At 65.7% G+C, this 21355-nt stretch carries 16 protein-coding genes; all 16 read right to left on the bottom strand.

Going from position 1 to position 21355, the window contains the following annotated elements; translation table 11 throughout:
* Positions 1 to 2109 (bottom strand): NAD-dependent DNA ligase LigA (ligA, locus tag PKA57_RS09580; protein WP_324299932.1); only part of this gene is annotated, 2109 nt, incomplete at its 3' end.
* A complete protein-coding gene (gene recN / locus PKA57_RS09575; RefSeq protein ID WP_324299930.1) occupies positions 2106 to 3785 on the bottom strand; it encodes a DNA repair protein RecN in 1680 nt (559 codons plus the stop codon). The genes recN and ligA, both read right to left, overlap by 4 nt.
* A 12-nt stretch (positions 3786 to 3797) precedes the next feature.
* Positions 3798 to 4682: an outer membrane protein assembly factor BamD gene (locus PKA57_RS09570; RefSeq protein ID WP_324299928.1), complete on the bottom strand. Its 885-nt coding sequence runs from the start codon at positions 4680 to 4682 to the stop codon at positions 3798 to 3800.
* Between the two features lie 248 nt (positions 4683 to 4930).
* Entirely contained in the window at positions 4931 to 5920 is a 990-nt protein-coding gene (gene lpxC, locus PKA57_RS09565) for a UDP-3-O-acyl-N-acetylglucosamine deacetylase (RefSeq protein WP_324299926.1), read from the bottom strand.
* A 207-nt stretch (positions 5921 to 6127) separates the two neighbouring features.
* A complete protein-coding gene (gene ftsZ / locus PKA57_RS09560; RefSeq protein WP_324299924.1) occupies positions 6128 to 7795 on the bottom strand; it encodes a cell division protein FtsZ in 1668 nt (555 codons plus the stop codon).
* A 184-nt stretch (positions 7796 to 7979) separates the two neighbouring features.
* The gene (gene ftsA, locus PKA57_RS09555; protein WP_324299922.1) at positions 7980 to 9290 is read right to left on the bottom strand and encodes a cell division protein FtsA; all 1311 of its coding nucleotides are present in this window, start codon (positions 9288 to 9290) and stop codon (positions 7980 to 7982) included.
* On the bottom strand, positions 9287 to 10300 hold the full coding sequence (locus PKA57_RS09550; protein WP_324299919.1) for a cell division protein FtsQ/DivIB: 1014 nt from the start codon (positions 10298 to 10300) through the stop codon (positions 9287 to 9289). Before PKA57_RS09550 ends, ftsA begins: the two co-directional genes overlap by 4 nt.
* Positions 10288 to 11211 (bottom strand): D-alanine--D-alanine ligase, encoded by a 924-nt coding sequence (locus tag PKA57_RS09545; RefSeq protein WP_324299917.1) that lies wholly within the window; start codon positions 11209 to 11211, stop codon positions 10288 to 10290. The genes PKA57_RS09550 and PKA57_RS09545 overlap by 13 nt, the downstream gene beginning before the upstream one ends.
* Positions 11208 to 12134 carry a UDP-N-acetylmuramate dehydrogenase gene (murB, locus tag PKA57_RS09540; protein ID WP_324299915.1) on the bottom strand — a complete coding sequence of 309 codons (927 nt, stop codon included), beginning with the start codon at positions 12132 to 12134 and terminating at the stop codon, positions 11208 to 11210. Before murB ends, PKA57_RS09545 begins: the two co-directional genes overlap by 4 nt.
* A complete protein-coding gene (murC, locus tag PKA57_RS09535) occupies positions 12131 to 13615 on the bottom strand; it encodes a UDP-N-acetylmuramate--L-alanine ligase (RefSeq protein ID WP_324299913.1) in 1485 nt (494 codons plus the stop codon). Before murC ends, murB begins: the two co-directional genes overlap by 4 nt.
* Positions 13615 to 14805, bottom strand: coding sequence for an undecaprenyldiphospho-muramoylpentapeptide beta-N-acetylglucosaminyltransferase (murG, locus tag PKA57_RS09530; RefSeq protein ID WP_324299911.1), 1191 nt, complete (start codon positions 14803 to 14805; stop codon positions 13615 to 13617). Before murG ends, murC begins: the two co-directional genes overlap by 1 nt.
* Positions 14802 to 15950, bottom strand: a complete 1149-nt coding sequence (ftsW, locus tag PKA57_RS09525) for a putative lipid II flippase FtsW (protein WP_324299909.1) — start codon at positions 15948 to 15950, stop codon at positions 14802 to 14804. Before ftsW ends, murG begins: the two co-directional genes overlap by 4 nt.
* Positions 15947 to 17356 carry a UDP-N-acetylmuramoyl-L-alanine--D-glutamate ligase gene (murD, locus tag PKA57_RS09520; protein ID WP_324299907.1) on the bottom strand — a complete coding sequence of 470 codons (1410 nt, stop codon included), beginning with the start codon at positions 17354 to 17356 and terminating at the stop codon, positions 15947 to 15949. The genes ftsW and murD overlap by 4 nt, the downstream gene beginning before the upstream one ends.
* A gap of 5 nt (positions 17357 to 17361) precedes the next feature.
* Positions 17362 to 18450: a phospho-N-acetylmuramoyl-pentapeptide-transferase gene (gene mraY / locus PKA57_RS09515; RefSeq protein ID WP_324299905.1), complete on the bottom strand. Its 1089-nt coding sequence runs from the start codon at positions 18448 to 18450 to the stop codon at positions 17362 to 17364.
* On the bottom strand, positions 18450 to 19889 hold the full coding sequence (locus PKA57_RS09510; RefSeq protein WP_324299903.1) for a UDP-N-acetylmuramoylalanyl-D-glutamyl-2,6-diaminopimelate--D-alanyl-D-alanine ligase: 1440 nt from the start codon (positions 19887 to 19889) through the stop codon (positions 18450 to 18452). The genes mraY and PKA57_RS09510 overlap by 1 nt, the downstream gene beginning before the upstream one ends.
* Positions 19886 to 21355: a UDP-N-acetylmuramoyl-L-alanyl-D-glutamate--2,6-diaminopimelate ligase gene (locus PKA57_RS09505; protein ID WP_324299901.1), complete on the bottom strand. Its 1470-nt coding sequence runs from the start codon at positions 21353 to 21355 to the stop codon at positions 19886 to 19888. Before PKA57_RS09505 ends, PKA57_RS09510 begins: the two co-directional genes overlap by 4 nt.

Genomic DNA, 21355 nt, shown 5'->3' with positions numbered 1-21355 from the left:
CGCCATCTCCATCCATTCGTCTTCGCTGATGACTTCGATGCCGAGTTCCGTCGCCTTGGCGAGCTTCGACCCGGCGCCGGGCCCGGCGACGACGAGATCGGTCTTGGCGGAGACGGAGCCCGCCACTTTCGCGCCCATCTGCTCGGCGCGCGCCTTCGCTTCCGAGCGCGTCATGCGCTCGAGCGAGCCGGTGAAAACCACCGTCTTGCCCGCAATCGGCGAAGCCGTTTCCTGAGCCGGCAAGGGCATGGCGCGAACGCCCGCCTTGTGCAGCGCGGACAGCACTTCGCGATTGTGCTTCTCGGCAAAGAAATCGACGACAGCTTCGGCAAGCACCTCGCCGACCCCGCCTATCGCATTGAGTTCGCGCCATGCCTCGCTGTCGTGATCGGCGGCCTTTTCCATCTGGTCGATGAAATGTTCGAGCGTGCCGTAGCTCCGCGCGAAGAGGCGCGCCGTCGTCTCTCCCACATGGCGGATGCCGAGCGCGAAGATGAAGCGGTCGAGATCGACCTCGCGGCGCAGATTGATCGCGCGGAAGAGATTGCTCACCGAAGTCTCGCCCCAGCCCTCGCGGTCTTTCAGCTTCTTGAGGCTCTTCTTGTCGCGCTCCTCCAGCGTGAAAATATCGGAAGGCTGGGCAATGAGCCCGTCCTGATAGAAGCCGGCAATCTGCTTCTCGCCGAGCCCTTCGATATCGAAGGCGTTGCGCGAAACGAAATGGCGAAGCCGCTCCATCGCCTGTGCCGGGCAGATGAGGCCACCCGTGCAGCGCCGCACCGCATCGACCTTGCCGGTCTTTTCGTTCATTTCACGCACCGCATGGCTTCCGCATTCCGGGCAGCGATCCGGAAAATGGAACTTGTGGGCGCCCTTGGGACGCTTCTCCTCGACCACGCTCACAATCTGCGGAATGACGTCGCCCGCCCGCTGGACGACCACCGTATCGCCGATTCGGATGTCCTTGCGCTCGATCTCGTCTTCATTGTGGAGCGTCGCGTTGGAGACGACGACGCCTCCGACCGTCACCGGCTTCAGCCGCGCGACCGGCGTCAGCGCGCCCGTGCGGCCGACCTGAATGTCGATGCCTTCGAGCACCGTCATCGCCTTTTCAGCCGGAAACTTGTGCGCCAGCGCCCAGCGCGGCGAGCGCGAAACGAAGCCCAGCCGATGCTGCCAGTCGAGCCGGTTCACCTTGTAGACGACACCGTCGATGTCGTAGCCGAGACTGGCGCGGTTCTCCTCGATCTCGTGATAGAAGCCGAGCAATTCATCCGCCGAGGTGCAGACGCGGAAAAAGGGGTTCACATGAAAACCCCAATGCTGGAAGCGCTCGATCATGCCCGAATGCGTGTCGGCGGGAATTTCGGTCGCCTCGCCCCAGGCATAAGCGAAGAAACGCAAGGGACGCGATGCCGTCACCCGGGCGTCGAGCTGGCGGAGCGAGCCCGCGGCCGCATTGCGCGGATTGGCGAAGGGCGGCCTGCCCGCCTCCATCTGCCGTTCGTTCAGCTTCTCGAAGTCGGCATGGCTCATATAGACCTCGCCGCGCACCTCGAAGACATCGGGAAGGTCGCGTCCCTTGAGCTTCTCCGGCACATCGACGATCGTCTTCAGATTCTCCGTGACGTTCTCGCCCTCGCGCCCGTCGCCCCGCGTCGCGCCGAGCACGAACCGCCCCCGCTCATAGCGCAGCGCGGCCGATAGCCCGTCGATCTTCGGCTCCGCCGTCACGGCAAGTTCGACGCCGTCCGACAGATTGAGAAAGCGGCGGACCCGCGCCCAGAATTCGGTGACGTCCTCGTCGGCAAAGCCGTTCGAGAGCGAAAGCATCGGAACCTTGTGGAGGACCTTGCCGAAGCCTTCGGCGGGCGCGATGCCCACACGCTTCGACGGGCTGTCCTCGCGGATCAGTTCCGGGTAGCGCTTCTCGATCTCTTCGTTCCGCCTGCGGAGCGCATCATATTCCGCGTCCGAAATTTCGGGCGCGTCCTTCTGGTAATAGAGCTTGTCGTGACGCGCGATCTCCCCGGCGAGCCGCTCCAGTTCCTCCGCGGCTTCCTCGAAGGTCAGTTGCCCCACAGGCTTGTCATTGGCGCGCGCGGTCACGGACGGTTCTCAATCAATCGGTCGGCGGCGGCGCGCGCCTCGTCGGTCACGGTTGCGCCCGCCAGCATGCGCGCGATCTCCTCGCGGCGATCCACATGATCGAGCACATCGACGCGGGTTGCGACGCGCGCATTCCTGGTTCTGTTGTCCCCACCCTTGGAAATCCGCAAATGATGGCGCGCCAGGGCCGCCACCTGCGGCGAATGGGTGACGACAAGCACCTGCGCCGTCCTGGCAAGTTCCGCGAGGCGCCGGCCCACCGCTTCGGCAACGGCCCCGCCGACACCGGAATCGACTTCGTCGAAAATGAGCGTCGGCGCGCTGCCGCGGGAAGCGAGCGCAACCTTGAGCGCGAGCACGAAACGCGAAAGCTCGCCGCCCGAAGCGATCTTGATGAGCGGCCCGAGCGGGGCGCCCGGATTGGTCGAGATGAGGAAGGACACGCGGTCGAGCCCGTCCGGCCCCGCATCTTCCGCCGCGAGCACATTCACCTCGGTCTTGAATGTCGCCTTTTCGAGCTTCAGAGGCTTCAGCTCGCGCGCGACCGCCTGATCGAGCTTTGCCGCCGCCTTGATACGCTGGGCGGAAAGCGACTCCGCCGCCTTGAGATAGGTAGCGCGCGCCGCATCGGCCGCCTGTGAAAGCCTCGCAAGCTTCGCCTCGCCGCCTTCTATATCCGCAAGCTGCTCGCGCAACCTGTCGGCGAGCGCGGCAAGATTGTCGACGGCAACATTGTGCTTGCGACCGGCGGCGCGCAGCGCGAAGAGCCGCGTCTCGGCCTTCTCGAGCCGCGCGGGATCGAATTCGAGGGCGCGCATGGCGCGTTCGATTTCATCGCGCGCCTCCGCCGCCTCGACCAGCGTGCGATCTATCGCGGCAATGGCCTGATCGAGCCGCCCGCCCGCCTGCTCCGCCACGCGGGAAAGGCGCCGCAATGCCTGATTGAGCCGCGCCTCAAGGCCGCTATCGCTCGAAATCGCATCCGCCGCCTCGGCGAGATCGCCCGCGATCTTTTCCGAATGCATCATGAGAGCGCGTTCTTCGGCGAGTTTCGTTTCCTCGCCGGGCTCCGGCGAAAGCTCGTCGAGCTCGCCGACGACATGCCGCAGATAATCCTGCTCCGCCCGCGCCCGCGCGAGCGAGGCTTCATGCTCGGTAAAGGCAAGCCGCGCTTCCGCCGCCGCGCCCCAGAGCCGCCGCACCTCGGCAGCGGCGGCATCGAGCCCGCCGAAGCTGTCCAGAAGCGCCCGATGGCCCGATGGATCGAGGAGGCCGCGCTCGTCATGCTGCCCGTGAATTTCGACAAGCGCATCGCCCACCTGCCGCAGAAGGCCGACGCTCACCGCCTGATCGTTGATGAAGGCGCGCGTGCGCCCGTCCTTCGCCTGCACGCGGCGAAGAATGAGGTCGCCTTCCGCATCGAGCCCGTCATCGCGGAGTATGGCGCGGGCGGGATGATCGTCCGGCACGTCGAAAACAGCGGTGACGCTTCCCTGCTCGGCGTCCTGGCCGACAAGCCCCGCATCGGCGCGCGCGCCGATGGCAAGCCCCAGAGCATCGAGAAGGATGGATTTTCCGGCGCCCGTTTCACCCGTGAGCGCGCACAGCCCGCGGGCCAGCGCGAGTTCCAGCCTATCGATGAGGACAATATCTCTGATCGACAGCGCCGACAGCATTGAGCAACGCCTCTAGAAGACGGTGTGCCACGCCCTGCTGATCCAGGACCCCTTGTTCTCCTCGGGCTTCAGCCCCTGCTCGGCGAGGAGCGCATAGCTGTCCTGATACCAATCGCTTCCGGGATAGTTGTAACCGAGGATCGCCGCGGCCGTCTGCGCCTCCGGCTTGACACCGAGCGACAGATACGCCTCGACGAGACGATGCAACGCCTCCGGAACATGGGTCGTGCTCTGATAGCGCTCCACGACGATGCGGAAACGGTTGATCGCGGCGATGTAGTCGCGCTTCTTCAGATAGTAGCGGCCGACTTCCATCTCCTTGCCGGCGAGATGATCGAGCGTCAGATCGAGCTTCAGGCGGGCGTCGCGCGCATATTCGCTTTGCGGAAATCGCTGAATGAGCGCCGTCAGCGAGGCGAGCGCGTCTTCCGTCATCTTCTGGTCGCGGCCGACGTCGGAAATCTGTTCGTAATAGCAGAGCGCGACAAGGTAGTAGGCGTAGGCGACATCCTTGCTGCCCGGATGGAGCGCGATGTAGCGCTGCGCGGTGACGATGGCGTCGTCATACTCATTGACCTTGTAATGCGAGTAGGCCGACATCAGCGTCGCGCGGCGCGCCCAGATCGAATAGGGATGCTGGCGCTCGACCTCGTCGAATTCCTGCGCCGCCTTCTGGTAGCTGCCATCGGCGACGTAATCCATCGCCTTGTTGTAGATCTGCTCGACCGGCCTTTCCTGATAGGGAAGCTCGTCATCGGATGAGCAGCCGCCGAGAAGAACGAGCGCACCGGCGAGGAAAGCGCCGATCACCGCGCTTCTCACCCGCCCCGTTTCGAGGCCGATGCCGGAAGTCGCCTTTGCCTTGGAGCCGCTGATAGTCAGAAGAGCCTCACGCATGCCGGTCAAAGTCCATTTCGTTCGGTCACCCGGCAGGATTGCCCGAAAACCGTTTTCGGGACAAGGCCATATCGAAGCGAGTCCGGAGGCTCATGGAAGCCGGCACTGGCCGCCGGCGCCCAATCGGGCCAGTGCATGTTTCTAGCCTAAATAGGGTGCGGAAACCATAGCGGGCCGGCACGAAAGGCAAGGCAGGCTACGCCCGCCCTCGCAGTACGAAAGGGGGCAACATGGCGCTGGGCAGCCGATCATTCGGCGGGAATAGCGGCCTTGTGCTGGGCTTCGGTGGCGGGGGCGCCAAGCTCGACGATCTCGTAAGCCGAGCTGTCCGCGAAAAGCGCGCGGAGCACCCGGTTGTTCATCGCATGGCCGGCGCGCAGCCCTTCATAACGGCCGATGAACGGAGCGCCCGCAAGCGCGAGGTCGCCCACGGCGTCGAGCACCTTGTGCCGGACGAACTCATCGTCGAATCGCAGGCCTTCCTCGTTGAGCACGCGATCGCCATCCACCACGACCGTGTTTTCGAGCGTGCCGCCAAGGCCGAGCCCGGCCTTCCACATCGCCTCGACATCCTTGAGAAGGCCGAAGGTGCGCGCGGAGAGGATGCTCTCGCGGAAATCCTGCGCATGAAAATCCGCCTCGATGACCTCATGCCCGATCACCGGATTCTCGAATTCGATCTCGAAGGCGAGCGTGAACCCCTCGCCCGGCAGCAGCGCGGCGCGCTTCAGCCCGTCCTCGACGATGACCGGCTTCAGAATACGAATGGCATGACGCGGCGCGGCAAGCGCCTTGAGGCCAGCCGCCTCGATCGCTTCGACGAAGACCTGCGAGCTGCCGTCCATGACCGGAATTTCCGGCCCGTCGATCTCGATGAAGGCATTGTCGACGCCGAGCGTCGCCAGCGCCGCCATCAGATGTTCGACGGTGCTGATCGAGGCTCCCGCCTCGTTGCGGATCGCGGTCGACAGCATCGTGTCGCCGACCTGATCGTAGCGCGCGCGAATATCGGTCGCGGCCTCGCCACCGTCGAGATCGGTGCGGCGGAAGACGATGCCGAAATCCGCCCCGGCCGGATGAAGCGTCATGTGGATCGCATGGCCCGAGTGAAGTCCGACGCCTTCCAGAGCCACGGGTGCGGCCAGCGTCATCTGCGGACATGCGGGCGCGCCTGCGCGCTGGCGGCGATGCGCCCGCGCCTCTTCAAGCGTGATGGTTTCGAACTCAGCCTTGCGCACCGGACTATCCTTCACCCCGAGAACCCCACTTATGGTTCTAGCAGCGCGCAAAAGTCGCCTCAAATAACAGTTTCTTTCAGAATGTTACCTTCTGAAACGGGCGCTAACCCATTGCTTGCAAAGCAAAACCCCGCCTGCCCCGGACAAGTCCGGAACAGGCGGGGCTCGCGCGCGCAGCGCCCCCCGCGGGCGCAGTCAGTGGAAGCGTCAGTTGGCCTGACGCCTCAGAAAGGTCGGGATCTCAAGCTGCTCCTCCTCATAGGACGAGGGCTGAACGAGACGCCCTTCGGCGGATTGAGTGAGGCTTTGCGCCTGCGATTGCGGCCGGGGCTGCTCCGGCTGCTGCGGCGGCTGGGGCCTGCTCATCTCGCGAGCGGCGACCGGCTCGCGGCGCGGCGGCTGGGGCTGCTCCTCATTGCGGCGACGGCCGCCGCCCGTCAGACGCTCGAAGAAGCTCGGCCCCTTGCGCGGCGCCCGGCTCTGCGGCATCTGGGCCGCCCGGTTGCCGATGAAGGCCGGAACTTCCGCGTTACCCGTCTGCACACGGTCGAGATCGCCCGGAATGAAGGGCTGCGCCTTCGGCTCGGCGAGCACGGCGGCCGGGTTCACGACCGGCTCGTCGCGCCTTGCCTGCTGCGGCATGCGCGGTTCGGGCTTGTGGATGATGACCTCGGCCTCATATTCGCGCGGGTCGTAATTGGCCGAGAGCGGCGGTGCGGCGCGCTCGACCACCGGCAGCTCGGGCTCGGCGATCTGGTGCATCTGCATCTGCGGCTGGGGCTGGGGCTGCTGGGCAACGGTGCGTGCCGGCTTGGCGAAAGTCGCCGCGGCGACGACCGGCGCGCGTTCGGCCGCGACAGCCTTCGGAGCCGGAGCGGCTTCCGCCGCCGGACGCTGCTGCGTGCGCTCCTCGACCTCGATGCCGGTCGCGACGACGGACACGCGCATGCGCCCGTCCATCGACGGATCGAAAGTCGAGCCGACGATGATGTTGGCATCCGGATCGACCTCGGAGCGGATGCGGTTGGCCGCTTCATCCACTTCATAAAGAGTGAGGTCCATGCCGCCGGTGATGTTGATGAGAACGCCCTTCGCGCCCTTCATCGACACTTCGTCGAGCAGCGGGTTGGAGATGGCGGCCTCGGCGGCTTCCACGGCGCGCTTCTCGCCCGTCGCCTCGCCGGTGCCCATCATGGCCTTGCCCATCTCGTTCATCACGGTCCTGACGTCCGCGAAGTCGAGATTGATGAGGCCCGGCTTCATCATCAGGTCGGTGATGCCCGCAACGCCCGAATGGAGAACCTGGTCAGCCATCGCGAAGGCGTCCGCGAAGGTCGTGTTCTCGTTCGCCACCCGGAAGAGGTTCTGGTTCGGGATGATGATGAGCGTGTCGACATATTGCTGAAGCTCGCGAATGCCCTCTTCGGCAAGACGCATGCGCCGCGTGCCTTCGAACTGGAACGGCTTGGTCACCACGCCGACCGTGAGCACGCCCTCGTCCCGCGCCGCGCGCGCGATGACGGGCGCAGCGCCCGTGCCGGTGCCGCCGCCCATGCCCGCGGTGATGAAGACCATGTGAGCGCCCTGGATGTGCTCCACGATCTCGTGAAGGGCTTCTTCCGCCGCCGCGCAGCCGACCTCGGGACGCGAACCCGCGCCCAGACCTTCCGTGATGGAGGCGCCGAGCTGGATGCGGCGCTCGGCCAGCGAAAGCTGGAGCGCCTGGGCATCGGTATTCGCCACCACGAATTCGACGCCGTCGAGACCCGACTCGATCATGTTGTTGACGGCGTTGCCGCCGGCACCGCCGACGCCGAACACCGTGATCCGGGGCTTCAGTTCCTTCGCCTGCGGTACCGTCAATTTGATGCTCATGTCAGCCTCCTCGAAACAGATTGGATAATCGGGGTCCGTCCAGCCGCATTTTCCGGCGGTGCAGCAACCACCCGGCCCGGTGGCGCTGCAAACCGGCTCAATCCTCGCCTTCGGCGACGCCGGTTCTTTGCCCCTTTCAAGGCCCCGCATTCAGCGCAAGCATGAGATTCCGCCACGCCCCTCATCAGAAATTCTCCCGCAGCCAGCGGCTGAACTTGCGCAAGCCGCCCGGACGCCCATTGGCTTCCTCGTCGCCATCCGCGCCCGCCGTTTCGAGCGGCGAGATCTGCGAATAGGTGAGAAGGCCGGCACAGGTCGCGAAGGCCGGTCCGCCCGTCGCCTCGGCAAGGCCAGTCAGCCGGATCGGCTGGCCCACCCGCACCTGCTTGTCGAGAATGCGATGGGCAAGCTCGCGCGCGCCGTTCATCTGGCTCGCGCCGCCCGTCAGCACCACGCGGCGGCCCGCGACGCGCGCATAGCCCGAGGCTTCGAGCCGATCACGGACGAGTTCGAACGTCTCTTCGAGCCGTGGCTGAATGATGCCGGTCAACATGGACCTCGGAATATGATTCGCCGAATCGGCATCGCTCTCGCCCACTTGAGGCACGTCAATCATCTCTCTTTCGTCGGACGGACTCGCCAGCGCGCTGCCATAGAGCGTCTTCATGCGCTCGGCATGAGCCAGCGGAGTCGAAAGTCCTCTCGCAATGTCATTAGTAATGTGATTCCCGCCAATAGACACGGAATCGCAATAAACCATCGCGCCTTCGAAGAAGACGGCGAGCGATGTGGTGCCACCCCCCATATCGATGACGGCGACGCCGAGGTCCATTTCGTCCTCGACGAGACAGGCAAGGCCGCTCGCATAGGGTGAAACCACCGTGGCAAGGACCGAGAGATGGCAGCGGTCGATGCAAAGCTCGAGATTGCGCAAGGGCCCGCGCGCCGCGCTGACCATATGGACGTCGACGCCCAGCGTTTCGCCGAACATGCCGCGCGGGTCCTGAACGCCGCGCGCGCCGTCGATGCTGAAATTGGTCGGAAGCGCATGCAGAACGTCGCGGCCCTCGGGCTGGAAGTTCGCCTGGGCATAGCCGATGAGGCGGACGAGATCGGCATCGGTGATCTCGGGTCCGGCCACGGAGGATTTGACGCCGACGGTCTGGCTCTTGGGCTCCGCGCCCGACATGCCGACGATCACGTCCTTGATGGTGACGCCGGCCATGCGCTCGGCCGCATCGACCGCGACCCGGATCGCCTCCTCGGCCGCGTCCATGTCGATAATCGTGCCGGCGCGAATGCCTCTTGAAACCTGATGCCCGATGCCGATGACGCGGATCGGCGCATGACCGTTCGCCAGACGGCCCGGCTCGATCCTGGCGATGAAGCAGGAAATCTTGCTCGAGCCGACATCGAGCGCGGCAATGGTGCCTGCACGCCCCGCGGCAACCGGGCGTCCCTGGAATCCTCTGGAACCGAGACTGACCATGTTCATGTATCGCCCCCACCCCTGACGGCGCCCACCTTTCGAGTGGCCTTCGCCGCCAACGCATCGCCCCGTGCGCTCGCTGCCTCTGGCGTCAACGCCAACGTCACGCGATCCGGCAGTCTCATGTCGACTGATTCGATATCGCGAGAAAGAATCTTGTATGTCTGATCGAGGTTCGCCAAATCGGCAAGAGCCTTTTCAACGCCGACCTCGGGAAGTTTCACATCGACGCCGTTTTCGAGCCGGAGATTCCATCTCCGGTCGCCTACGCGCACGAAAGCGCGCACGCGCGCGAGCAGTTGCGGCTGCGTCTGAATGAGCGCGAGCACGTCATGCGCTTCGCGCGCGCCGCCGAAGCCGACGACGAAAGGCAGGTTGGCATAGGCCTGAACATTCTCGTCCGTGATCGGCTGACCGTCCTTGTCGACGACGGAGAGCCGGCCGGCGCGCTGCCAGACGGCGAAGGGCTCACGCTCGACGACATCGATGCGGATCGCATGCGGAAGGAGGCGGGTGACGGTCGCGGACTTCACCCAGTCCACATGCTCGATGCGCTGGCGCGCCGCCTCGGTATCGACGGCGAAGATGGGGTCGCCGCGCGAGACGCCAAGCGCCGCCAGCAATGCCTGCGGATCGGCATGCGACCGGCCCGTGACGGTGACGTCCTGAACGCTGAAGCCCGCCAGCGCCAGAAGCCGGTTGCCCTGAAAGGCGGCCTCGCGCGCGGCCGACGATACATGGCCGCCGACGAAGAGCCCATAGAGCACGACGCCGACGATGAGCGCGACCGTGGCGGCCGTGAACGGCCGCATGCGGAAAGTGCCCTCGCGCAATTCGTCGAACCACAGCATGAGCTGGGATGCGGGACGGTCGGAGCGGCGGCCGAAGCCGCGCTCGGCGCCCGCGTTGCGCCTGCGTCCGGGCGCGATTTTCGTGGCCCGGCGCCCCTTGCCCGGCACGGCGCGGACGCCGGCGCGCGAGGGGGTTCTGTTCCGATTGCCGCTCATCGATCGCATGACGCGTCCTCCACCATCCAGCTCACCAGCTCGCCATAAGAATAGCCGGCGAGATTCGCAAGCTCCGGCACGAGCGATGTCGGCGTCATGCCGGGCTGGGTGTTCACTTCGAGGAGAATGAGTTCGGGCTTTCCCTTCCTCGTGTCGTCGAAACGGAAGTCGGCGCGGCTGACGCCGCGGCAGCCAAGCGCGCGATGGGCGGCGAGCGTCACGCGCTGCACCTCCGCATAATCATCGGCATCGATCCTGGCTGGAAATTCATGGCGCGAACCGCCGGCGGCATATTTCGCCTCATAATCGTAGAACACGGTGCTGGCGAAGATTTCGGTGACGCCCAGTATTTCCTCGCCCATGACGGCGCAGGTCAGCTCGCGCCCGGCGATGAAGCGCTCGACCATCACCTCTTCGCCGAGATCCCAATCGGACGAGGTCAGCTCTACCGGAGGACGATTTTCGCCCTTGCGGACAATGAAGACGCCGACGGAGGAACCCTGGTTCACCGGCTTGATGACATAGGGCGGCTCCATGACATGGCCCTTCGCCGCCTCCTCGCGCGGAAGGACAAGGCTCTCCGCAACCGGAAGACCCGCGGAACGGAAGACGGCCTTGGCGCGCTCCTTGTGCATGGCGAGCGCCGAGGCGAGCACACCCGAATGGGTATAGGGGATGCTCAGGATCTCCAGCAGTCCCTGCACGCAGCCATCCTCACCCCAGCGGCCGTGAAGCGCGTTGAAGACGACATCGGGCTTCACCTTGAGAAGCTGATCGGCAAGATCGCGGCCGGCGTCGATCTCCGTCACGCGGTAGCCGTGCTGGCGGAGCGCATCGGCGCAGCCGCGCCCGGAGACGAGGCTCACCTCGCGTTCCGGCGACCAGCCACCCTTGAGAACGGCGACATGCTTGCGCGTCATGCCGGCTCTCCTATCCGCCTGATTTCCCACTCGAGAACGACGCCGCTCTTCGCCTTCACGCGCGCGCGGACTTCCTCGCCCAGACCTTCGAGATCGGCCGCGCTCGCCGTGCCGGTATTGATGAGGAAGTTGCAGTGCAGTTCCGAAACCTGCGCGCCGCCCCTGACGAGGCCGCGGCAGCCCGCGGCATCGATGAGCTGCCAGGATTTGTGCCCTTCGGGATTCTTGAAGGTCGAGCCGCCGGTGCGCATGCGGATGGGCTGGCTCTCCTCGCGCTTCGCGGTGATCTCGTCCATGCGGCGCTGGATCTCGGCCTTGTCGCCCGCCTCGCCCTGAAAGATCGCCTCGACGAAGATGAGATCCTCCGGTGCGCCGCAATGGCGGTAGCTGTAGCCCATATCGGCATTGGAGAGGACCTGGCGCCGCCCCTGCCTGTCGATGGCGACGGCCTCGACGAGCACATCCTTCGTCTCGCGCCCGTAAGCGCCGCCATTCATCCGCAGCGCGCCACCGATGGAACCCGGAATGCCGCGATAGAATTCCAGACCGGCAATGCCCGCCTCCTGCGCCGCGCGCGCGACCGCCACGTCGAGCGCCGCGGTGCCCGCGCGCAGCCGGTGGCCGTCCAGCGCCTCGATATGCGAGAAGCCCTTGCCGCCAAGACGGATGACGACGCCCGCGACGCCGCCATCCCGCACCAGCAGGTTGGAGCCCACGCCGATGACGGTCACGGGCACATCTGTGGGCGTGCCCGCGAGAAAGGCGGCGAGATCGTCCGCATCCGCCGGTCGGAAGAGCACTTCGGCCGGGCCACCGACACGGAACCAGGTGAACGGCGCAAGCGGCGCATTCGCGACAAGCTCACCGCGCACCCGGGGGAGCCTTTCGATCAGGGAAGAAGCAGGCGCATGAGCCGCCATCATTTCCCTTTCCCCTTCTTCGTTTTCGCCTTCACGCTCTTTTCCGCCTTGTCGCCCTTCGCCGCTTTTTTCGGCTTGGTGGAAAGGGCGGCGAGATCGGCGGGAAGCGCATTCGCCCAATAGGTGATGCTGCCCGCGCCGAGACAGACGACGAAGTCGCCCGGCTTCGCAATCTCGGAGACGAGTTTCGGCAGCGCCTCCGGCCCGTCGAGCGCAATCACATCGCGATGGCCACGGTCATGAAGCCCGGCAACGAGAGACGCCTTGTCGGCTCCCTCGATGGGCGCTTCGCCCGCCGCATAGACATCGGCGACGACTACCGTGTCGGCATCGTTGAAGCAGGCGCAGAACTCATCGAAGAGGTTGTGAAGCCGCGTGTAGCGATGCGGCTGCACAACGGCGACGATGCGGCCCGAACAGGCCGACCGCGCGGCCTGTAGCACGGCGGCAATCTCGACCGGGTGATGGCCGTAATCATCATAGATATCAACGCCGTTCCACGCGCCGACATGGGTGAAGCGGCGCTTGACGCCGCCGAAGCTCTCGAGCGACTTGCGGATCTTCGCTTCGGGAATGCCCATCTGAAGGGCCACGCCCATCGCGGCAAGCGAGTTCAGCATGTTGTGGCGGCCATGCATCGGCAACTTCACCGCCGGTATTTCGCGCGTCTGGCCGCTCTTGCGATCCGCGATCGTCACGTCGAAGACGTTGAGCCCCTTCTCGACGCGTGGATTGGTCGCGCGGATGTCGGCCTGCGGGCTCGTGCCATAGGTGACGATGCGCCGGTCGCGCACGCGGCCGATGAGCGCCTGCACCTCCGGATGGTCGATGCACATGACCGCGCAGCCATAGAACGGCACATTCTCGACGAAGGTCAGGAAGGCATCCTTCGCCGCCTCGAAAGTGCCGTAATAGTCGAGATGCTCGGGGTCGATATTGGTGACGATGGCGATCGTCGCCGGCAGCTTGACGAAGGTGCCGTCGGATTCATCCGCCTCGACGACCATCCATTCGCCCGCGCCGAGCCGCGCATTGGTGCCATAGGCATTGATGATGCCGCCATTGATGACGGTGGGATCGAGCCCCGCGCCATCGAGCAGCGCCGCGACGAGCGAGGTCGTTGTCGTCTTGCCATGCGTGCCGGCAATGGCGACGCAGGATTTGAGGCGCATCAGCTCCGCAAGCATTTCCGCGCGGCGCACGATCGGGAGGAAGCGCGCCCGCGCCTCGACGAGTTCGGGATTGTCGGGCTTGATCGCCGAGGACACGACAACCACATGCGCGTCGCCCAGATTGCTCGCGGCGTGGCCCACCTTCACCGGAATGCCGAGCGTGCGCAGGCGCTTGACGTTCGCGCTTTCGGAAACGTCGCTCCCCTGCACCTCATAGCCGAGATTGCGCATGACTTCGGCAATGCCGCTCATGCCGATGCCGCCGATGCCGACGAAATGAATGGTGCCTATGTCGAGTGGCGCTGGGCGCATCAACAGCCTCCCTGCGCAAAGAGAAGTGGACCGGGCGATTGAATGTCGTCTTCCTGCCGCGCGGCGCTCCCGAGCAGGTGGAGTTCGCCCCGCCCCAGTGCCTCGACGAGATCGGCGAGACGGCGCACGGCGCCGGGCTCTCCCTGAGCGCGCGCAGCCACCGCCGCACGGGCGAGGGCCGCGCCGTCTTCGAGCAGCGCGGTCAGCCGCGCCGCGAGATGGGCTTCCGAAAAATCCTTCTGCTCGATCATCCAGGCGGCGCCGGCGGCCTGCATCTTTTCGGCGTTGGCCTTCTGGTCGTTGTCGAGCGAATGGGGGAGCGGCACGAGGATCGACGGCCGCCCGATGACGCAAAGTTCCGCGACCGTCGAGGCTCCCGAACGGCCGATGACGAAATGCGCGCGGGCGATGCGGGCGGGCATGTCGTCGAAGAAGCTTTCGAGCGTCGCGCGGATACCGGCGCGCTCGTAGGCCGCGCGCACACGCTCCAGATCTTCGGGCCGCGCCTGCTGCACGACCTCGAGACGCGATTTCAGATGATCGGGCAGAAGCGCCAGCGCCCCCGGCACCACATCGGCGAAGACGCGCGCGCCCTGGCTGCCGCCGAACACGAGAAGATGAAGCGGCTCCGGCGCGCCGGGTTCCGCATAAGGCGCGCCAGCCTGCTCGATGACGGCATCGCGGACGGGATTTCCGGTGACGACGAGCTTGCCGGCATCGCGCGCCCGCAGGAATTTCGGCGCCGCGAAGGTCGAGGCGATGGCATGAACGAAGGGTGCTGCAAGTCTGTTCACCCGGCCGAGCACCGCATTCTGCTCATGCACGCAAGTGGGAATGCCGCGCAGGATCGCGGCCGCAAGCGGCGGCAGTGTCGGATAGCCGCCGAAGCCGACCACGACGGAAGGTTCGATGCGGCCAAGTATGCCGAAGGCCTGCGCAATGCCCGAGACGATCGCAGGCGCGGCCCGCACGAGCCCCGCGAATCCGCGATTGGTCGGCGTCGCCGAGGGCACGGCGTAAATATCGGCACCCGGAAAGAGCCTGTCGAAATGCTGCACACGCTCGTCCGTCATGAGCACGATGCGGCGGCCGCGACGCTTCAGCTCCTGCGCGAGCGACTGGCCGGGGAAGAGATGTCCCCCCGTGCCGCCTGCGGCAATGACGATCGGGCCCTGTGGATGGAGCTTCATGCGTGCGCCCTCTTTCCACTGGGCGGCGCCACATTGCTGCCGGCGCGGCGCCGCGTCAGTGCGAGCAGCATCCCCATCGTGAGGCCGAGCGCGATCATCGACGAGCCGCCATAGGAAATGAAGGGCAGCGTCATGCCCTTGGCGGGAATGAGGTTCACATTCACCGACATGTTGATGAGCGCCTGAAGCCCGAACAGCGCGACGAGACCGCAGGAGGCGAACTGGATGAAGAGGTCCTGCTCGTCCATGGCCCGGTTGAGCGTCCGCATGACGATGAAGGAGAAGAGGCCGATGATGAGGAGACCCACGATCACGCCATATTCCTCCGCGGCGACCGCGAAGATGAAGTCCGTATGCGCGTCGGGAAGGATGCGCTTCACCGAGCCCTCGCCCGGACCGCGTCCGAAGAAGCCGCCCGTATGAAAGGCATCGAGCGCGCGGTCGATCTGGTAGGTGTCGCCCGATTCAGGATTGAGGAAACGGTCGACGCGGCTCGCCACATGCGGCATCAGCGTATAAGCCGCGAGCGCGCCGACGATCGCCACCGCGCCGAGCGAAACGATCCAGCGCCAGGAAAGACCGGCCATGAAGAAGATCGCGCCGAACACCATGGTCACGAGCATGAGCTGGCCGAAATCGGGCTGGAGCGCGAGAATGCCGACCACCATCCCGTAGAGCGCGAGCGCGATGAGCGTGCCCGGAAAGCCCGGCGCGCGCTGCGCCTCAGCGAACATCCACGCCGCGAGCACGATGAAGGAGGGCTTCACGAATTCCGAGGGCTGGATGGCGAGCGGCCCGATCTGAAGCCAGCGATGCGCGCCCTTGACCTCCGGGCCGATGAAGATCGTCAGTGCCATCAGCGTGAAGGCGCAGGCGAAGGTGATGGCGGCGAGACGGCGCACCTGACGCACATTGAGCAGCGAAACGCCGACGATGACCATGATCGTGGGCAGCAGGAAGAAGAGCTGGCGATAGACGAAATGAAACGGCGGCAGATGAATGCGCATCGCGACCGCCGGGCTTGCCGCCAGCGTCAGCACGCCGCCGATCAGCATGAGGCAGAAGAGTCCGAACAGCGTCCACTTGTCGACGGTCCACCACCATTCGGCGAGCTGGCTGCGATTGGTGCGCGCGAGGCGGATCATGCCGTGGCCCTCCCCTCGGCGTCGAGATGCTTCAGGACGAATGTGCGGAAGGCTTCGCCCCGCTCCTCGAAATTGGCGAACTGATCGAACGAGGCGCAGGCGGGCGACAGAAGAACGACGCGCGGCGCGCCCTCGGCGGCCTCGGCATCCTCCGCCGCCGCCTCGACCGCGCGGTCGAGCGTCTGGCAGCGGACATAATCGACCTTGCCCTCGAGCGTGCGCGCGAATTCGTCCGACGCCGCCCCGATCAGATAGGCGCGACGGATGCGCGGAAAATAGTCGCCGAGCGTCTCGATGCCACCTGCCTTCGCCTTGCCGCCGATGATCCAGTAGATGTTGTCGTAAGTGGCGAGCGCCTTCGATGCGGCGTCGGCATTGGTCGCCTTGCTGTCATTGACATAGCGCACGCCAGCTTCCTCGGCGACGATCTCCATGCGATGGGCAAGGCCGGGAAAGCTCTCGAAGGCGGTGAGGATCTTGTCGCGCGAAAAACCGAGCGCGCGCCCGACCGCATAGGCCGCCGCCGCATTCTGCCAGTTATGCGCGCCGGCCAGCGTGCGCAGCGGCCGGAAGTCGCCGGCCTTGACCGTCTGCGTTCCCGTGCCGTCATAGAGCGTGCCGTCGAGCACATAGACGCCGCGGCCAAGCGTCTTGCCGACAGAGATCGGAACGACCCTCGGCCCGCGCGACGCGGAAACCGCGGTGCAGATATCCATCGAATAGACGTCGTCGACGCCGATGATCGCGGTCGCATCGGCCGGCTGATGGGCAAAGAGGCGCGCCTTCACCGCCGCGTAATTCTCGATCGAGCCATGACGGTCGATATGGTCGGGCGTGATGTTGAGGAGCACGCCGACATCCGGCGCAAGGCTGGGCGCAAGGTCGATCTGGTAGGAGGAAACCTCGACGACATAGACGGTCGTGGGCTTCGGCGGATCGAGTTCGAGCACGGGCTTGCCGATATTGCCGCCGACCTGCGCATCGGCGCCGCAGCGCCGGACCATATGACCGATGAGCGCCGTTGTCGTCGACTTGCCGTTCGTCCCCGTGATGGCGACGATGCGCGCGCCCGCATCGCTCGCCCTGACGGCGCGCTGGAAAAGCTCCACATCGCCGATGATCTCGACGCCCGCTTCATGGGCGAGCTTCACGGTCGGATGAGGTTCGGGATGGGTGAGCGGCACGCCGGGGCTGAGCACGAAGGCGGCGACATCGCTCCATGTCCGCTTCGTCAGATCCTCGACTGCGACACCCGCGCGCGCGGCCTCGGCGCGCTTCGCCTCCGAATCGTCCCACGCAACGACGCGCGCGCCCCCGGCTTCGAGCGCGCGCACGGTCGACAGCCCGGACTTTCCGAGCCCGAAGAGAGCCACCGTACGGTCAGCGAAGCCAGTCGCCGCAATCATTCAACTCACCTCAACTTCAGTGTCGCGAGCCCCGCCATCGCAAGCACGACAGCAATGATCCAGAAGCGGATCACGACGGTCGGCTCCGCCCATCCCTTCTGCTCGAAATGATGATGGAGCGGCGCCATGCGGAAGACGCGCTTGCCCGTAAGCTTGAAGGACGCGACCTGCACGATCACCGAGATCGCCTCGAGAACGAAGAGGCCGCCGATGATCGCCAGAACGAGTTCATGCTTGGCCGCAACCGAAATTGCGCCGAGCGCGCCGCCAAGCGCGAGCGATCCCGTGTCGCCCATGAACACCATCGCAGGCGGCGCGTTGTACCAGAGAAAACCCAGCCCCGCACCGATAAGAGCGCCGCAGAAGACCGCAAGCTCGCCAGTGCCCGGCACGAAATGGATTTGCAGATAATCGGCGAAGACGGCGTTGCCGACGAGATAGACGATGAGGCCGAGGCTCGCCGCCGCGATCATCACCGGCACGATCGCGAGCCCGTCGAGCCCGTCCGTCAGATTGACGGCATTGGACGAGCCGACGATGACGAGCGCGCCGAAGAGAAAGAAGAAAGCGCCCATCTGGATGAGCACGCCCTTGAAGAAGGGAATGGTGAGCGCGGTCGCAAGCGGCTCCCGAGTGATCGACACGAGCGCCCACATGGCGAGCCCGGCAATGATGAACTCGAAGAAGAGCTTGACCCGGCCCGGCACGCCCTTCGGCGAGATCTTCGACACCTTGAGATAATCGTCCGCGAAGCCGACGGCGCCGAAGCCCAGCGTGACGAGCATCACGATCCAGACATAGCGGTTGGAAAGATCGGCCCAGATGAGAACCGAAGGCACAAGACCGACCAGAATGAGAAAGCCGCCCATGGTGGGCGTGCCCTGCTTCTGGATCACATGCGTCTTCGGCCCGTCCTCGCGGATCGGCTGCCCCCTGCGCTGGCGCGACTTGAGCAGCGCGATGATGCGCGGCCCGAAGAGGAATGTGATGAGAAGCGCGGTGAGCGTGGCGCCCCCGGTGCGGAACGTGATGTAGCGGAACACGTTCAGCACCGCGAGATCCTTCGACATGCCCGCAAGAAGATCGTAAAGCATCAGGCCTCCCCCCTGTTGCGCCGAATGCTTTCGCTGTCGTCTTCGCCGAGCGCCAGAAGGGCCTCGACGACAAGACCCATGCGCGATCCGTTCGAGCCCTTCACCATCACCACGTCGCCGTCGTGAAGAGCCTCGACGAGCGGCGCAATCAATCCACTCGACTTTTCCGAATAGGCGCCCTGCCGGTCCGCAGGCAGCGCATCGAAAAGCGCACGCATATCCGGACCGCTGGCAAAAACGAGGTCGATATCGGCATGAGCGAGCGGGATCGAGAGCGCGCGATGAAGCGCGACGGACTCCTCGCCCAGTTCAAGCATGTCGCCAAGCACGGCGATGCGGCGCGCGCGCCTTCCCGGCTCGATCCTGCCCAGTGTCTCGATGGCCGCCCGCATCGAAGCGGGATTGGCATTGTAGCTTTCGTCGATGAGCAGGAATGGCCGCCCCGGCGCCAGAATGTGATGGCGCTCGCCGCGCCCCTTGGGCGCCTTGAGATTGGCGAGCGCGAGTGCCGCCAGCGCGAGATCCGCATCCACCGCCTTGACGCAGGCGAGCATGGCGAGACTGTTCATGACGATATGCCGGCCCGGCACGCCAAGCTTGTAGGTCACGGGCTCGCCGCAGATCGTCGCCGAAACGCAGGAGCAATCGTCCTTGAGCACGACCTTCTCGAGGCGGGCATCCGCCTTCTCGTCCTCGCCGAAGGAAATGATGCGGCCCGCACCAGCCGCGCGCGCGCGCTTCTCGAGCCGCGCGAAATGCGGATTGTCGCGGTTGAGGACCGCGACGCCGCCCTTCTGCAATCCATCGAAAACCTCAGCCTTCGCATCGGCGATCTCTTCGACCGAGTTGAAGAAGGCCATATGCACCGCCTCGACCGTGGTGACGAGAGCGACGAAAGGCTCGACGAGCTTCGACAGGGGCGTGATCTCGCCCGGCGCGCTCATGCCGATCTCGAAAATGCCGAAGCGCGTATTGGCCGGCATGCGCGCAAGCGAAAGCGGCACGCCCCAGAGATTGTTGTAGGACGCCGCCGAAGCATGCGTCGCACCCTGCTGCGAAAGGATCATCCGCAGCGCTTCCTTGGTGCCGGTCTTGCCGACGCTACCCGTGACCGCGACGATCTTCGCCTCCGTGCGATGCCGCGCCGCGCGGCCGAGCGCGTTCAGCGCCTCCAGCGCATCGGGAACGACGACGAGCGGTCCACCCGCGCGCATCGCCGGCGTCACATCCGAAACGATGGCCGCCACCGCGCCACGGCTGAAGGCCGCCTCGACATAGGCGTGGCCGTCCGTGTTCTCGCCCTTGATCGCGACGAAGAGATCACCCGCTTCGATGGTGCGGCTGTCGATCGAAACGCCCTTGGCGACCCAGTCGCCACCCTCGGCCTTGCCGCCCGTGGCGGCGATGACATCTGCGCGCGTCCAGAGAGGCGAGGTCATTGCGCACCCCCGATCCGCCGCACCGCGGCCTCGATTGCCTCATGATCGGAAAAATGGATCGTGCGTGTGCCGACGATCTGGCCCGTTTCATGCCCCTTGCCCGCAATGACGAGCACATCGCCCGCCCGCAGATCGCGCGTGGCCGCCTCGATCGCCGCCGCGCGATCCCCGATCTCGATGGCGCCGGGCGCGGCAGCGATGATCGCGGCGCGGATCGACGCGGGGTCTTCGCTGCGCGGATTGTCGTCGGTCACATAAACCTTATCTGCAAGGCGAGCGGCCGCCTCGCCCATTTGCGGGCGCTTGCCCGGATCGCGGTCGCCGCCGCAACCGAAGACGACGACAAGACGCCTCGCCGTATGCGGCCTCATCGCCTCGAGCAGGTTCATCAGCGCATCGGGGGTGTGGGCATAATCGACATAGATCGAGGCACCATTGGGGAGGTGCGCGACTTCTTCGAGCCGCCCCTTCGCGCCCCGGATCGTTTCGAGCGCCGCGAAGACCCGCGCGGGCTGCCCCCCGCAACCGATGACGAGGCCGGCCGCCACCAGTGCGTTCGACGCCTGAAACCCGCCGATCAGCGGCAGGTTCACATTGTAGTTGCGGCCATCATGAACGAGTTCGAGCGCCTGCCCGCGCGCGGTCGGCTTCGTGCCGAGAAGGCAGATGTCGCGCCCGCGACGGCCGATCGAAATCACGCGGTGGCCACGCGCCCAGGACACCGCCTCGAATTCCGCATAGTGCTCGGCATCCGCATTGAGCACCGCGACGCCGCCCGGCGCCATGACCTCTCCGAAAAGGCGCAGCTTGGAATAGGCGTAGTCGTCGAAGGTGTGATGATAGTCGAGATGATCGCGCGTGATGTTGGTGAAGGCGGCGGCCGCGATCTTCACCCCGTCGAGGCGGAATTGCGCAAGCCCGTGGCTCGAAGCCTCCATCGCCAGATGCGTGACCCCCTCATCGGCAAGCTCGGCAAGCCCCGCCTGAAGGGTGACGGGATCGGGCGTCGTGTGGCCGAGCGGGCGCTCGCCCCTTGCGGTCACGACGCCGACCGTGCCGAGGCTCGCCGCCTCATGCCCGAGCGACGTCCAGATCTGGCGAACGAAAGTGACGATCGAGGTCTTGCCGTTCGTGCCGGTTACGGCGACGACGGTGCGCGGCTGCTTGCCGAAGAAACGCGCCGCCATGAGCGCGAGGCGGCGGCGCGGATTGCTGTCGGCAATGACGGGCACGCCCGCCCCGACATCCGCGCCCGTGGAAACGAGGATGGCGGCCGCCCCTTGAGCGATGGCCTGCGGAATGAAGCGCGTTCCATCAACACGCGTTCCCGGCAACGCTGCGAAGAGGAAACCCGGCTTCACCTCGCGGCTGTCCGCCGTCAGGCCGGCAATCTCCGTCGCCCCCCCTTCGGAGAGCGGCGGGAGATCGGAGCCCATGAGCGCCGCGAGCTGCATGTCAGCCAGCAT

Source organism: Parvibaculum sp., from assembly GCF_035325945.1.
Taxonomy (GTDB): Bacteria; Pseudomonadota; Alphaproteobacteria; order Parvibaculales; family Parvibaculaceae; genus Parvibaculum.
Note: the sequence above shows the minus strand (reverse complement) of the source record. Positions and strands in the feature narration are given on the sequence as shown.

Bases quoted from the DNA above. Each gene is read 5' to 3' on its own strand.
- recN (WP_324299930.1), bottom strand. From the start codon at position 3,785: ATGCTGTCGGCGCTGTCGATCAGAGATATTGTCCTCATCGATAGGCTG.
- PKA57_RS09570 (WP_324299928.1), bottom strand. From the start codon at position 4,682: ATGCGTGAGGCTCTTCTGACTATCAGCGGCTCCAAGGCAAAGGCGACT.
- ftsZ (WP_324299924.1), bottom strand. From the start codon at position 7,795: ATGAGCATCAAATTGACGGTACCGCAGGCGAAGGAACTGAAGCCCCGG.
- ftsA (WP_324299922.1), bottom strand. From the start codon at position 9,290: ATGAACATGGTCAGTCTCGGTTCCAGAGGATTCCAGGGACGCCCGGTT.
- PKA57_RS09550 (WP_324299919.1), bottom strand. From the start codon at position 10,300: ATGCGATCGATGAGCGGCAATCGGAACAGAACCCCCTCGCGCGCCGGC.
- PKA57_RS09545 (WP_324299917.1), bottom strand. From the start codon at position 11,211: ATGACGCGCAAGCATGTCGCCGTTCTCAAGGGTGGCTGGTCGCCGGAA.
- murB (WP_324299915.1), bottom strand. From the start codon at position 12,134: ATGATGGCGGCTCATGCGCCTGCTTCTTCCCTGATCGAAAGGCTCCCC.
- murC (WP_324299913.1), bottom strand. From the start codon at position 13,615: ATGCGCCCAGCGCCACTCGACATAGGCACCATTCATTTCGTCGGCATC.
- murG (WP_324299911.1), bottom strand. From the start codon at position 14,805: ATGAAGCTCCATCCACAGGGCCCGATCGTCATTGCCGCAGGCGGCACG.
- ftsW (WP_324299909.1), bottom strand. From the start codon at position 15,950: ATGATCCGCCTCGCGCGCACCAATCGCAGCCAGCTCGCCGAATGGTGG.
- murD (WP_324299907.1), bottom strand. From the start codon at position 17,356: ATGATTGCGGCGACTGGCTTCGCTGACCGTACGGTGGCTCTCTTCGGG.
- mraY (WP_324299905.1), bottom strand. From the start codon at position 18,450: ATGCTTTACGATCTTCTTGCGGGCATGTCGAAGGATCTCGCGGTGCTG.
- PKA57_RS09510 (WP_324299903.1), bottom strand. From the start codon at position 19,889: ATGACCTCGCCTCTCTGGACGCGCGCAGATGTCATCGCCGCCACGGGC.
- PKA57_RS09505 (WP_324299901.1), bottom strand. From the start codon at position 21,355: ATGCTGGCTGACATGCAGCTCGCGGCGCTCATGGGCTCCGATCTCCCG.